The sequence below is a fragment of the Herbidospora galbida genome, from assembly GCF_005233835.1.
GTDB classification, from domain to species: domain Bacteria; phylum Actinomycetota; class Actinomycetes; order Streptosporangiales; family Streptosporangiaceae; genus Herbidospora; species Herbidospora galbida.
The window spans coordinates 42,014-55,099 of sequence record NZ_SZQA01000043.1 but is presented as its reverse complement, the minus strand read 5'-3'; the positions used below and the strand labels follow the sequence as shown (position 1 = coordinate 55,099).

Below are 13,086 nucleotides of genomic sequence, written 5' to 3'. Positions count from 1 at the left end.
ATCAACCGGCTCAAACGCCACCGCGCCATTGCCACTCGCTACGACAAACTCGCCGTCCGCTATGAGGCCACCATCCAGATCGCCGCTCTCAACGACTGGCTGACCCGACTTCGAAACAGGCCCTAGCCGGTTCTAGGCGATGCGCTGACGCCGTCGCGACGCCGTCGGGAGCCCGGAGAGCGGCAGCGACTCCGGGCACATCGCCTCCAGCTCTTCCTTCCTGGCCCGCTTGAGCCAGGCGACCCGCGCGGCCAGCACCGCCGACACCAGCAGCAGCGTCGTCAGCCCGGTCGCGACCGGGTCGTAGGCCTGCCTCGGCCGCACCGGCACCTTGCGGGTGTCGCTCATGAGCTCGGGGATGAGCTGGCCCGGCCAGAGCAGCGGCGGGGCGACCTCGTCGACGCGGACCGGCTCGGGCTCGGCGACCGGCGGGGGCGTGGGCTCGGGCGAGGCGGTGATCGGCTCGCCCGAGGTGACGAACTGGGGGCGGGGCTCCGGCCGCCGCTCCCTGCGGTCGTCGCGCCGGCCGCTCGTTGCGGGCTCGGTGGACTCGGCGGGGTCGCTGGGCTTCACCCGCACCGGCTCGGCGTCGAGCGTGGGCGCCGGGCTGTGGCCGCAGGAGGACGCGCAGACGTCCACGGAACCGCCGTCGCTCGTCCCGGTCTCGACGCCGGTCGACGACTCCTTCTCCTGGTCCTTCTCCGGCTTGCCGGAGTCCTTGTTCTGCCCGGGAGCCGACGACGACTTCGAGTCGTCGCTGCCGGTCACCCCGCCGACGACCTTGTCGACCGTGTCGGTGACGTCGCCGAGCCCGCCCTTGGTCACGTCGTCGACGACGTCGGTCGCGCCGTCGACGACCTTGCACAGCGTGTCGGTCACCCCCGGCAGCAGGCCGCCCCGGTCGCAGTCGGCGGCCATGGCGGCCTCGGCCATGACCAAGGGGAGGGCGGCGCCGATGGCCACCGCGAGAACGCCGGCGCCGAGGGTGGACGCGCGCCGCCCGATCCTCATGTGCCCCTCCCCAGTCACCGGCGGGGCCCCTCCCCTGTGGGCGCACCGCTCCCGTTGGCGCGCTCCAGTCTCTCCCCAGCGCCGGGTGGATTTCGCGCTGTGTCGCCCTTCGGTATCCAGGTGTGATACGCGAGACCATTTCTCGTTCGGTTTCTGAACCTTTCACCGGCCACCTGCTGCGGGCCGGGCCGCGACGCCCCGCGCGTTGACGGGGTGCCCGGCCGGTCCGGACGATCGGGTCCATGCAGATCACCGCTGTGATACTCACCGCCGCTCTGCTCGCGGCCCCGGCGCCGTCGCCGACGCCGTCGCCCACCGGGAGCACCGGTCCGCTGGTGTGCCGGACCGGTCCGATCCCCACGAACCCGCCCGTCAACGCCCCGCCGACCGCGCCGGGCGCACCGGTGGTCGTCTGGTGGTTCTTCAACGGCGCGTCCCTGCGCTGGGCGCCGGCGACCGACGATCACGGCGTGGCCTGCTACGAGGTCTACCAGGACGACGGCGGCAACGGGATCATCCGGGCCGTCTTCCAGGGGCCCACCGAGGGCTGGGTCAACCTCCCGACCCCCATCGGGACCAGGATCTATCCCGTCTACGTGGTCGCCGTCGACCGCTACGGCGTGCGCGGCCCCCGGTCGCCGGTCACCCAGGTGCGCATCAGCAACGACATCGTGCAGCCGCAGCCGAGCCGCCCGATCGCCGCCCCGCTGAGCCCCACCAGCGTGCGCCTGTCGTGGACGCTGCCCTCGTACAGCTCACCCGCCTCGGCCTACCAGGTCATCTCGAACGGGCAGCTGCTCACGACGGTCCCGGGCACCACCGCGACCCTCACCGGGCTGACGCCGGGCACCGAGTACTCCGTCACGGTCCGCCCCGTGTACCTGGACGGCAGCTGGGGGTACGAATCGCCGCCGGTGGTCTTCACTCCCAGCACCCCCAGCGTGTCGTGCCAGGTCTCCTACTCGGCCAGATCCTGGGGCACCGGCATGAGCGCGAACGTCGCGATCAAGAACACGGGCGACGAGCCGATCGAAGACTGGGACCTCGCGTTCACCTTCCCCACGAGCGGGCAGCGGCTGGAGCGGGGCTGGTCGGCCGAATGGGCGCAGAGCGGTCAGCGGGTCACCGCCACCGGCATGAACTGGAACAAGGACATCGCGCCCGGCCGGACCCTGTGGATCGGTTTCAACGGTGAGCACACCGGCGCGAACCCCGCGCCGGCCGACTTCACCGTCAACGGCTCCGCCTGCGCCTGACCCGCAGGCGGCGTTCACCCGGGAGGCCCTGGGCGAGGTGTCACGACGACACGTCGTCCAGGGCCTCGCGGATCTCCCAGGGGAGTACGAGCGTCTCGGACTGCAGCACGCCCAGCAGCTGGGCGTGGGTGCGCGCGCCCACGATCGCCGAGGCGACCCCGGGCCGGTCGCGGACCCAGGCCAGCGCCACCGCCAGCGGCGAGGCGCCCAGGCCCTCGGCGGCGGTCACGCACGACTCGACGATCCGGCGCGACCGCTCGTCGAGATAGGGCTGGATGAAGTCGGCGAAATGCGGCGTCGCGGCGCGCGAGTCGGCCGGGATGCCGGTCCGGTACTTGCCGGTCAGCACCCCCCGCCCGAGCGGCGACCAGGCCAGCACGCCCGCGCCCACGTGGGCGGCGGCGGGGATCAGCTCGTCTTCGGCCTCACGGGCCACCAGCGAGTATTCGACCTGCGCGGCCACGATCGGGGCCCGCCCCGGCGCCGAGCGCTGGTGCACCCCCGCCGCCGCGACCTGCCAGCCCGCGTAGTTGCACACCCCGGCGTAGGCGGCCCGCCCGGTCGAGACCGCGATGTCGACGGCCAGGAGGGTCTCCTCCAGCGGTACGTCGGGATCGAAGGCGTGCAGCTGCCATAAGTCGACCTCGTCGACGCCCAGGCGGTCGAGCGAGGCGTCGAGGGCGCGGATCAGGTGGCGTCGGGAGCCGTCTTTGCCGCCGGGCGTGAGCACGGCCTTGGTGGCGATCACCAGGTCTTCTCTGGGGACCACCTCTTTGACCAGCCGGCCGATCAGCCGCTCGGCGTCGCCGCCCGCGTAGACGTCGGCGGTGTCGACCAGCGTGCCGCCCTCGTCGGCGAACGTCATGAGCTGTGCGGAGGCCTCGTCGGCCGACGTGTCGCGCGCCCAGGTCATGGTGCCGAGGCCGATGCGCGAGACGGACAGGCCGCTGCGCCCGACATATCGCTGATCCATTGCGAGTCAGAGTATCGCGTTTGAGGCTCTAAGCTGGCCGACCGTGAACGTCTTTGAGGCGGTCGTCCTCGGCATCGTGCAGGGGCTGACCGAGTTCCTGCCGATCTCCAGCTCGGCGCACCTGCTCATCGTGCCCAAGCTGGCGGGCTGGGAAGACCCCGGAGCCGCGTTCACCGCAGTCATCCAGCTCGGCACCATGCTGGCGGTGCTGATCTTCTTCTGGCGCGACATCCTGCGGATCACCGGGGTCTGGCTGCGCAGCCTGGCCGACAGGGAACTGCGCGACCACCTCGACGCGCGCATGGGGTGGTACATCATCCTCGGCACGATCCCGATCTCGGTCGCCGGCCTGCTGTTCTCCGACGCGATCGAGGGACCGGCGCGCAACCTCTGGCTCAACTCGGCCATGCTGATCGTGTTCGGGCTGATCCTGCTGGGCGCCGAGCAGTTCGGGAAGAAGGCCAAGCAGCTGTCCGACCTGGGGCTGAAAGACGGCCTCATCATCGGCGCGTGGCAGATGCTCCCGCTGATCCCCGGCGCCTCGCGCTCGGGCTCCACGATGACCGGGGCGATGTTCCTCGGCTACACGCGCGAGGCGGCGGCCCGCTACTCCTTCCTGCTGTCGATCCCGGCGGTGGTGCTGTCGGGCGTCTACGAGATGCGCCACGTCGGCGACGGCGGCGGCCCGCCCCTGGTCGGCACCCTGGTGGCCACGATCGTGTCCTTCGTCGTCGGCTACGCCTCGATCGCGTGGCTGCTGAAGTGGGTGGCCAAGAACTCGGTCAACATCTTCGTGATCTACCGGGTGTTCGCCGGCACCCTGCTGCTGACCCTTCTCGGACTGGGCGTGATCACGGCATGACGACCCTTCTGCTGCTGCGCCACGGCCTCACCCCGCTGACCGGGCCGGTCCTGGCCGGGCGCGCGCCGGGCGTCCATCTCGACGAGCGGGGCCGCAAGCAGGCCGCCGACGCCGCCGAGCGCCTCAAGGACGTGCGGTTCGACGCGGTCGTCTCCAGCCCGCTGGAGCGCTGCCGCGAGACCGTCGAACCTTTCAGCGCCGAAAACCTCCAGATCGACGACCGATTCGCCGAGTGCGACTACGGCGACTGGACCGGAAAGAAGCTCGGCGACCTCGCCAAGGAGCCCGAGTGGCGGGTCGTGCAGGCCCACCCGAGCGCCGCCGTCTTCCCGGGCGGCGAGTCCCTGGCCGCCGTCTCGGCCCGCGCGGTCGCCGCCGTCCGCGACTGGAACGCCCGGCTGGGGGAGCGGGCGACCTATCTGGTCTGCTCCCACGGCGACGTGATCAAGGCGATCGTGGCCGACGCGCTGGGTCTCCACCTCGACCAGTTCCAGCGGATCAACGTCGATCCAGGATCGGTCACAGTTATCGAATACACCCCCATACGCCCCTTTCTTCGCAGACTTAACGACACCCGAAATTTCGGGCTTCCGGAGCCGCCTCCGGAGCACAAAGATGGGGGAGAAAACATCGCCGGGAGCGACGCCGCCGTCGGCGGCGGAGCCGGGACCACGTAAGGTCGGGGCTATGCCGGTCTTCGATTACGATCCGCCTGAAAGGTTCGTGGCCGGTGCCGTTGGGCAACCGGGCGCGCGAACCTTCTTCCTTCAGGCGAGGGCGCAGGGGCGCCTTACGACGGTATCGCTCGAGAAGTTCCAGGTCGCCGTGCTGGCCGACCGGCTCGACGAGTTGCTCGACGAGGTGCTGCGCCGCAGTGGCGGCCGCGCCCCCGTCCCGGCCGTGGCTCCCGGAGAGGTCTCCGACGAGGGCCCCCTCGACACCCCCATCGAAGAGGACTTCCGGGTCGGCACCATGGCCCTGGCGTGGGATCCCGACACCGCCCAGGTGATCATCGAGGCGCAGGAGGCCACCGCCGAAGAGGAGGAGGACCCGATCTTCGGCGATCCCGACCGGCCCGAGCCCGCCGTCCTGCGGGTGCGCATCAGCGCCGCCGCCGCGCGCGCCTTCAGCCGCCGCGCGCTCGACATCGTGGCCGCCGGGCGGCCGCCGTGCCCGCTGTGCGGGCAGCCCCTCGATCCCGAGGGTCACATCTGCGTCAGGCTCAACGGACACCACCCCGGGGGACTCACCGCATGACCGCTGAGAACGCGGAAGAGGGGACGAGACTCGACGACGCGGCGGCCATGCGGCTGCTGCGCGGCGGGCGGCTCGAGGTCGCCGGCCGCCTGATCGAGGCCACCAACATGACCCTCTACTGCACGATCAGCGCGGGCGAGCAGGTCGCGGCCTGCGTCTACAAGCCCGTGGAGGGCGAACGCCCGCTCTGGGACTTCCCCGACGGCACCCTCGCCGCCCGTGAGGTCGCCGCCTACGAGGTGGCGGTGGCCACCGGCTGGCGGCTGGTGCCGCCCACCGTCTACCGCGACGGCCCCTTCGGCCCCGGCATGGTCCAGCTCTGGATCGACGCCGACCCCGACGCCGACCTGATGGCCGTCATGCGCAGCCGCCAGCCCGCCCTGCGCCGCATGGCCGTCCTCGACGCGGTGATCAACAACGCCGACCGCAAGGGCGGCCACCTGCTGCCGCTGCCCGACGGCCACGTCTACGGCGTCGACCACGGCGTCTGCTTCTCCGTCGACACCAAGCTCCGCACCGTTCTGTGGCAGTGGAAGGGGCGGCCGCTCTCCCGCGAGGCGGTGGCCGTCCTGGTCCATCTCGATCAAGAACTGGAAAGAGGACGACTCGGACGAAGATTGCGCGAACTGCTCACCGCAGCCGAGGTGGAGGCGACCTGGAACCGGGTACGCAGACTGCTGGACACCGGAATCCACCCTTACCCCTCGGGCGACTGGCCCGCGATCCCCTGGCCCCCGATATAACTACTTTCCCGGAGCCTCACTGAGCTGGACGTAGCACTCTATTTCCGGCACTCTGCATGAGTCTCTACCGATAGTGGAGGGAACGGGCATTGTGTACGGTCATCGTGAGCTTCGACCCCGATGCGGAGTCGCCGATCCTGCTGGCCGGGGTCCGCGACGAGTTCGTCAACCGCCCCTGGATGTCCCCCTCCGCCTACTGGCCCGACCATCAGGGCGTCGTCGGCGGCCGTGACCTGCTGGCGGGCGGCACCTGGCTGGCCCTCAACCCCGCCGCGCGGCGCGTCGCGGCCCTGCTCAACGGCCACGGCCTGCTGACGAGTTCGCCCAACCGGGCCTCCCGCGGCGAGCTGCCCCTGCTGGCCGCCTCGGGCGGCGAGATGCCCCTGGTCGAGCTGACCCGCTACGACCCCTTCCACCTCCTGCTCGGCGGGCTCGACGGCGTCCGGCTGTGGACCTGGACGGGCGACCGGCTCTCCGAGGAGAAGCTGCGCCCCGGCACCTACGTCGTGGTCAACGCCGGCCTGCCCGACCCCGCCGAGAACCCCCGGGTGGCCCGCTTCCAGCCCGCCTTCGCCAAGGCGCCCCGGCCCGGTCGGCCGAACGGTGGGAGCCCCGAACGCTATTGGGGCGAGTGGCTCAGCCTCGCCTCCGGCGACGGCCTGCCCTACGAAGACCCGGCCGCCCTGCTGGTCCGCCACGAGCTGAGCGACGGCCGCCTGTTCACGTCGCTGTCGGTCAGTCTCGTCGCGCTGGCCGAATCGGGCGTCCGCTACGACTTCCTGCCCGCACCCGACGATCTCCTCACCTGGCATCCGGTGGACATCCCGCGCGAGGCACGCGGATAGGCTCACACCATGCAATCGTGGTCTTCGTCGAACGTCCCCAGCCTGCCGGGCCAAGGTCACCCGCTCCGCCTCTACGACACCGCCGCCCGCGAGATCCGGACCACGGAGCCCGGCCCGGTGGCCCGCATGTACGTCTGCGGCATCACCCCCTACGACGCGACCCACCTCGGCCATGCGAACACCTACCTGGCCTTCGACCTGGTGAACCGCGCCTGGCGCGACGCCGGCCACGAGGTGCACTACACGCAGAACGCGACCGACGTCGACGACCCGCTGCTGGAGCGCGCCCAGCGCGACGGTCAAGACTGGCGGGAACTGGCCGAAGACCAGATCGAACTGTTCCGCACCGACATGACCGCCCTGCGCATCCTCCCCCCGGCCGAGTACGTCGGCGTCACCGAGGTCGTCGACCAGGTGGCCGCCCTCATCGAGCGGCTGGGCGAGGCGACGTACACGATCGACGGAGACGTCTACTTCGCCCGCACCGCCGCGCCCAAGTTCGGCGCGGTCTCCGGCTACGACGAGGAGACCATGCTGGCCCTGTTCGGGGAGCGCGGCGGCGACCCCGAGCGGCCGGGCAAGCGCGACCCGCTCGACTGGCTGCTCTGGCGGGCCGAGCGCCCCGGTGAGCCCTCCTGGCCCTCGGCCTTCGGCCCGGGACGTCCCGGGTGGCACGTCGAGTGCACCACGATCGCCCTGGCCAACCTCGGGCCCGGCTTCGACGTCTCGGGCGGCGGCAGCGACCTGATCTTCCCCCACCACGAGATGGGCGCCTGTGAGGGCCACGTGGCGACCGGCGAGTGGCCGTTCGCGAAGGCCTACGTCCACGCCGGCATGGTCGGCCTCGACGGCGAGAAGATGTCGAAGTCGCGCGGCAACCTGGTGTTCGTCTCGAAGCTGCGGCAGCATGCCGACCCGATGGCGATCCGGCTGGCCCTGCTCGGCCACCACTACCGCGCCGACTGGGAGTGGACCGACGCCGACCTGACCGGGGCGACCGCCCGGCTCGCCCGCTGGCGCGAGGCCGTCGCCCGGCCGGCCGGTCCGTCGGGCGCCGCCGTGCTGGAGACCGTCCGGGAGCGGATCGCCGACGACCTCGACGCCCCCGGCGCGCTGGCCGCGATCGACGCCTGGGCCGCCGCCGAGGGCGACGACCCGAAGGCGCCGGAACTTGTCCGCGACATCGCCGACGCACTGCTCGGGATCACCCTCTGATCGGTACGCTGCCGTAAGAGGGCCCCAAAAGTGAGGATCGCGGTTGAAGCGGCTATTGGTAGGTCTCCTCCTGATAGCGGGATGCACGACCGCGCCACCGCCTCCCGTGACGCCGAAGAGCGCCCCCACCCCTGAGTTCACGATCACGGCCGGCCTGCGGCACGTCGCCAACGTGCCGCCCGGCGCGCCGTTCGACACCCCCCAGTCGTTCGGGACCGACCTGGCCTTCCAGGGGACGTACGCCTTCGCCGGCAACTACGGCGGCTTCACCGTCTACGACATCGGCGACCCCACCCGGCCGACGGTGGTGACCCGGGTGCTCTGCCCCGCCGACCAGAACGACATCTCGGTCTACGAGAACCTGCTGTTCCTGTCGGTCGACGTGCCCCGCGCCGGGCCCGACTGTTCGAGCGGCCCAGGCGACCCGTCGTCGTCGACGCAGTTCGAGGGCGTCCGGATCTTCGACATCTCCGACGTCGCCAACCCCCGCTACGTCACGGCCGTCCGCACCCGGTGCGGGTCCCACACCAACACGATCGTCCCGGGCGAGGGCGTCCACCACGTCTACGTCTCGTCCGCCGGGCCGGTCCCCGACACGGCCAACTGCCCGGCGCCCCACGAGCTCGTCTCGGTCATCGAGGTGCCGGCCGCCGACCCGGCCGCCGCGCGGGTCGTGGCCACCCCCGTGCTGTTCACCGACCGCGACCCCGGCCGGTTCGGCGGCTGCCACGACGTCAGCGCGCTCCCGGCGAAGAACCTGGCGGTGGCCGCCTGCTACGGCGACGGCCTGCTGCTCGACATCACCGACCGGGCCGACCCGAAGGTGCTCCAGCGGGTCACCGACCGGGAGAACTTCTCGATCTGGCACTCGGCGGCCTTCACCCCCGACGGGACCAAGGTCGTGCTGAGCGACGAACTGGGCGGCGGGGCGGCCCCGATGTGCACCTCGAAGGTGCCGAGGAACAAGGGCGGCACGGCGATCTACGAGATCACCCCCGACCGGCGGATGAGGCCGCTCGGCCTGTTCAAGATCCCGAGGACGCAGGGCGGCACGGAGAACTGCGTCGCCCACAACGGCAACGTCATCCCGGTCGAGGGCCGCGACCTGATGGTGCAGGCCTGGTACCAGGGCGGCGTCTCGGTCTGGGACTTCACCGACCCGGCCGGGGCCCGCGAGGTGGCCGCCTTCGAACGCGCGCCCCTGGCGGCCGGCACGCTCGGGGGGTCGTGGTCGGCCTACTTCTACAACGGCTACATCTACTCCAGCGACATCACCCAGGGGCTCGACGTGCTGGAGCTCACCGAGCCGTCGGTCGCCGGGGCGAAGCGGCTGCCGGGGCTCAATCCGCAGACGCAGGAGTAGTGCCGCGCCTGGCCGCCGCCCATCGGGCCGCGCGGTCGGCGGCGCCGTACAGGACCGGGGTGGAGAGCACCAGGTTCACGGCGCGGCGCCTCGGCTCGTGGACCAGCCAGTGGCGGGCCGCCGCGACCGAGGGGCGGGCCAGACGGCCCTCGGCGACCATCTGGTCGCCGGTCTTGAGGCTGTCCTTGTAGCCCTTCTCGCCGCGGCCCAGGTCCATCAGGGTCACCCCCGCCTCGGCGACCGCCCGGCACAGCCGCAGGCGGTGGATCAGGCCGGGGGAGTAGAAGGCGAAGGCCGGGTCGTAGACGGGGAACCAGGCGATGATCGTGGTCTCGGTGCGGACCCCGAAGTTGCCCGCGACCAGGGTGTCGCCGGCGTAGAGCAGGCCGAGGGTGCCGGTGAACACGGGGGTCCGGACGTCGTGCAGGCGTTCGGTGACGGCGACCACCCACGGCTCGGCGAAGCGGTCGGGGCGGCCGGTGCGGCGGTACTGCGCCGACTTCCACCGCTGGAGGGTGCGCAGGGCCGCGCGGTCGGGCGAGTCGAGCGTGAACCGGACCTCGCCGACCTCGCGGGCCAGCCGCCGCTCCTTCTTCAGGGTCGACTTGTAGATCTTGCTCGACCGCTCGGCCAGCCCCTTGGCGTAGACGTCGTAGCCGCCGGTCAGGTCGATGACCGGGGAGGGGTGCAGGGCTTTGTGGCTCGGTACGAACTGGCCCGGGTCGAGGTGGTCGAAGGCCCAGACCTTGAGGTCGCAGGCCCGCAGGAGCTCCCTCGGGGGCACCTCCAGACCGGGTTCGGCCGCCATGCCCTGAAGGTCCGAGAGCACCGAGCCGATCGGCAGGCCGACCGCGCCGCGCCGCTCGAACGGGAAGAAGGCCCGGCCGCCGTCGACCACGGCCACGTGGGCGTCGACGCGGACCGCGCCGACGGCCCGGGTGTACTCGGGGGCCAGGAACGGGTTCGGGCGGCGGCCGTCGAGGCGCTCCAGCGCCCGCCACGCGGTCATCTGCGCCTCGGAGAGCTCCGAGGGCCGCACCACGTCGATCCTCACGCGCGGCCCCGCATCTTCAGCGCCCGGTCGGCGAGCGCGTGCAACCGCGGGTTGCCGACGATCGTCCGCTTGATCCGCCGCGCGGGCGCGGTGCGCAGCCAGTGGAGGGCCGAGGCCGCTCCCGGCCGCCGCGCCACCCCCTCGGACAGGGGGAGGGTGCCGTTGCAGATGGTCTGTTTGTAGTCTCCGGCGGTGCCGGTGTCGATGTGCCGCAATCCCCGGGCGGCGGCGGCCTCGACCAGGCGTAAATGGTGGATCAGGCCGGGTGAATACGATCCGAGTTCGGGATCGTAGGCGGGGAACCAGCCCGCCATGACCCCTTCGCTGACCAGGCCGAAATGCGCGGCGACCGGTCTGTCGCCGATCTTCAGAACCGACAGCGGGGCGCTGAATTCGGGCGTCTGGACGTCGCGCAGGCGTTCGATCAGCGCGGCCACCCACGGTTTCGCCGTGCGGTCGGCGCGGCCGATGCGGCGATACTGGTCGGACTTCCAGCGCAGCAGCGCGCCGAAATGATCATTTGACGCGTATTCGTAGGTCAGCGGGCCGATGTCCCGCTGGATCTTGCGCTCCTTGTAGGCGATTGTCTTGTACGACTTCGGCGAAGTCTCGCGAAAGAATTTGATATATCCGTCATATCCGGATTCGAGGTCGAGCAGCATCGCCGTCCGATTCTCGTCCGAGGTGAACCACGGCTGGCCGCCGACCAGATATTCGAACTCGAAGACGTCCAGCCCGCAGCCTTTCAGCAGGTCCGAACCGTCGGTCTCGAATCCGGGCCGGTGCACCAGACCCTGCGCGAGGGTGAGCCACGCGGCCAGCGGCCGGGCCGCCCTGGGGCCGCACGGCTCGAACGGCAAGAACCCCGCCAGGTCGGTGTCCTCCCAGATCACGGCCACCCTGGCGGTGTCGCGGACGTGGCTGACCGCCTGCGCGAACTCGGGCGCCAGCCACGGGCTCGCCAGATGGGGGGAGGCCCGGCGCATCTGTCTCCACGCCGATAATTCCGGCTCGCCGAGATCGCGGGGACGTACGACATCGATCTTCATATGCGATGAATTCCGGTGACCTAGGGGGCGATGACCGCGCCATACTAAAGCGAGACGCGGACGGCCGAAGGCCGGCCGTGGCTCGCGTGGTGAGAATGTCCCGAAAAGACACGCGAATATCGCTCCGTCCTCCGACCTGAGGTGCTGCCCCCTATGACCGCCGCGCCAGTCTCCATCGACGACATCGACCTGGGCAGCCTCTCGTTCTGGGGCCGGCCACATCCCGAGAGACTGGCGGCCTTCGAGCGGCTGCGGCAGATCGAGCGGCCGATGTACTTCGGGGAGCCGCGCGTCCCCGGCCTGCGGTCGGGCAAGGGGTTCTACGCGCTGGTCCGGCACCGGGAGATCACCGAGGCGCTGCGCAACCCGGGGGTGTTCAGCAGCTACCCGTCGGTGTCGATCCCGCCGCCGCCGTTCTGGGCCAAGTACATCTTCGGCAACTCGATGGTGAACCTCGACGACCCCCAGCACGGCCGCCTGCGCCGCATCATCGCCCGCGCGTTCACCCCGCGCATGCTCGACAAGAGCGAGCAGGACGTCACCGCCAACGTCAACCGCATCATCGACGGCGTCGTCGCCGCAGGTCCGGGCGGTGACTTCATCACCCAGATCGCCAACCCCATCGCGGCCGGCGTCATCTGCGACATCGTCGGGGTGCCCGAGGAGCACCGGGGGCTGGTCATCGAGCGGGTGCACACCTGGGCCGACTACACCGGCGTGCGGCCCGGCTTCCTCTCCTCCTTACGCCTGGCCGCCAAGAACACCATGGGCCTGGTGGGCCTGCGGCGGATGGTCATCGAGCTCGGCAAGGAGCGCCGCAAGAACCCCCGCGAGGACGTCATCTCGCAACTCGTCACCGCCAACATCGACGGCGAGAAGCTGACCAGCATGGAGCTCGGCGCGTTCTTCACCCTGCTGGTCACCGCCGGGATCAACACCGCCAGCAACGCCATGGCCCACGGGCTGCGGCTCCTCACCGACCACCCTGACCAGCGCGAACTCCTGGTGAACGACTTCGACAAGCACATCGGCACCTGCATCGAGGAGATCGTCCGCTACGTCACCCCCGGCATGCGCACCGGCCGGACGATCAAGGTCGAGCACGAGGTCGGCGGGCAGGTGCTCAAACCGGGCGACAAGGTCGTCCTCTACTTTCTCTCGGCCAATCGCGACGACTCCGTCTTCGTCAATCCCGACGCGTTCGACATCACCCGTGACCCGAATCCACATGTCGGGTTCGGGGCCCCAGGCATCCATTTCTGCCTTGGTGCGAATCTCGTCCGGAAAGAACTCACTGTGGCGTTCCGGGAACTGTTCCGGCGCCTTCCGGACATCCACGCCATCGGCGAAGGCCGCCAACTACGCTCCAACTTCGAGAACGGTCTGACCGAGTTGCGATTCGGCTTCTAGATTCCGGGGTACACCGCGATTTCTTTCTTTCGCCCTATATCGTGTCGG

The 13,086-nt window shown here is 70.8% G+C and carries 13 protein-coding genes; 9 read left to right on the top strand and 4 right to left on the bottom strand.

The genetic code is table 11. The annotated features are described in order from the left end of the window. Nucleotides 1-132: 132 nt before the first annotated feature. Nucleotides 133-1,011, bottom strand: coding sequence for a hypothetical protein (locus tag FDA94_RS33020; RefSeq protein ID WP_137250994.1), 879 nt, complete (start codon nucleotides 1,009-1,011; stop codon nucleotides 133-135). A gap of 242 nt (nucleotides 1,012-1,253) precedes the next feature. Between FDA94_RS33020 and FDA94_RS33015 the strand changes: the two genes are divergently transcribed. Continuing rightward, the gene (locus FDA94_RS33015) at nucleotides 1,254-2,267 is read left to right on the top strand and encodes a cellulose binding domain-containing protein (RefSeq protein WP_137250993.1); all 1,014 of its coding nucleotides are present in this window, start codon (nucleotides 1,254-1,256) and stop codon (nucleotides 2,265-2,267) included. 40 nt (nucleotides 2,268-2,307) lie between these two features. Here the strand turns inward: FDA94_RS33015 and FDA94_RS33010 are convergent, their stop codons facing one another. Further along, the gene (locus tag FDA94_RS33010) at nucleotides 2,308-3,240 is read right to left on the bottom strand and encodes an aldo/keto reductase (protein ID WP_137250992.1); all 933 of its coding nucleotides are present in this window, start codon (nucleotides 3,238-3,240) and stop codon (nucleotides 2,308-2,310) included. A gap of 43 nt (nucleotides 3,241-3,283) precedes the next feature. Between FDA94_RS33010 and FDA94_RS33005 the strand changes: the two genes are divergently transcribed. The 7 genes from FDA94_RS33005 to FDA94_RS32975 all read left to right on the top strand — a co-directional run bounded on the left by FDA94_RS33005 (nucleotide 3,284) and on the right by FDA94_RS32975 (nucleotide 9,525). Then, on the top strand, nucleotides 3,284-4,102 hold the full coding sequence (locus tag FDA94_RS33005) for an undecaprenyl-diphosphate phosphatase (protein ID WP_137250991.1): 819 nt from the start codon (nucleotides 3,284-3,286) through the stop codon (nucleotides 4,100-4,102). Then, nucleotides 4,099-4,779 carry an MSMEG_4193 family putative phosphomutase gene (locus FDA94_RS33000; protein ID WP_137250990.1) on the top strand — a complete coding sequence of 227 codons (681 nt, stop codon included), beginning with the start codon at nucleotides 4,099-4,101 and terminating at the stop codon, nucleotides 4,777-4,779. Before FDA94_RS33005 ends, FDA94_RS33000 begins: the two co-directional genes overlap by 4 nt. Before the next feature lie 10 nt (nucleotides 4,780-4,789). Continuing rightward, nucleotides 4,790-5,359, top strand: a complete 570-nt coding sequence (locus FDA94_RS32995; protein WP_062348601.1) for a DUF3090 domain-containing protein — start codon at nucleotides 4,790-4,792, stop codon at nucleotides 5,357-5,359. Next, on the top strand, nucleotides 5,356-6,102 hold the full coding sequence (locus tag FDA94_RS32990; protein ID WP_137250989.1) for an SCO1664 family protein: 747 nt from the start codon (nucleotides 5,356-5,358) through the stop codon (nucleotides 6,100-6,102). Before FDA94_RS32995 ends, FDA94_RS32990 begins: the two co-directional genes overlap by 4 nt. 104 nt (nucleotides 6,103-6,206) lie before the next feature. Continuing rightward, the gene (locus FDA94_RS32985; RefSeq protein WP_246060281.1) at nucleotides 6,207-6,947 is read left to right on the top strand and encodes an NRDE family protein; all 741 of its coding nucleotides are present in this window, start codon (nucleotides 6,207-6,209) and stop codon (nucleotides 6,945-6,947) included. 9 nt (nucleotides 6,948-6,956) lie between these two features. Next, complete coding sequence (mshC, locus tag FDA94_RS32980; RefSeq protein WP_137250987.1) at nucleotides 6,957-8,162, top strand: cysteine--1-D-myo-inosityl 2-amino-2-deoxy-alpha-D-glucopyranoside ligase; 1,206 nt, start codon at nucleotides 6,957-6,959, stop codon at nucleotides 8,160-8,162. Nucleotides 8,163-8,268: 106 nt separating this feature from the next. Beyond that, on the top strand, nucleotides 8,269-9,525 hold the full coding sequence (locus FDA94_RS32975) for an LVIVD repeat-containing protein (RefSeq protein WP_170991232.1): 1,257 nt from the start codon (nucleotides 8,269-8,271) through the stop codon (nucleotides 9,523-9,525). Here the strand turns inward: FDA94_RS32975 and FDA94_RS32970 are convergent. Together FDA94_RS32970 and FDA94_RS32965 are read right to left on the bottom strand one after the other, a co-directional pair. After that, entirely contained in the window at nucleotides 9,503-10,579 is a 1,077-nt protein-coding gene (locus tag FDA94_RS32970; protein WP_137250985.1) for a GNAT family N-acetyltransferase, read from the bottom strand. The two genes, FDA94_RS32975 and FDA94_RS32970, sit on opposite strands and share 23 nt — an antisense overlap. Next, nucleotides 10,576-11,565 (bottom strand): GNAT family N-acetyltransferase, encoded by a 990-nt coding sequence (locus tag FDA94_RS32965; RefSeq protein WP_246060280.1) that lies wholly within the window; start codon nucleotides 11,563-11,565, stop codon nucleotides 10,576-10,578. Before FDA94_RS32965 ends, FDA94_RS32970 begins: the two co-directional genes overlap by 4 nt. 216 nt (nucleotides 11,566-11,781) lie before the next feature. Between FDA94_RS32965 and FDA94_RS32960 the strand changes: the two genes are divergently transcribed. Beyond that, entirely contained in the window at nucleotides 11,782-13,038 is a 1,257-nt protein-coding gene (locus tag FDA94_RS32960; RefSeq protein WP_137250983.1) for a cytochrome P450, read from the top strand. The last annotated feature ends 48 nt before the right edge of the window (nucleotides 13,039-13,086 follow it).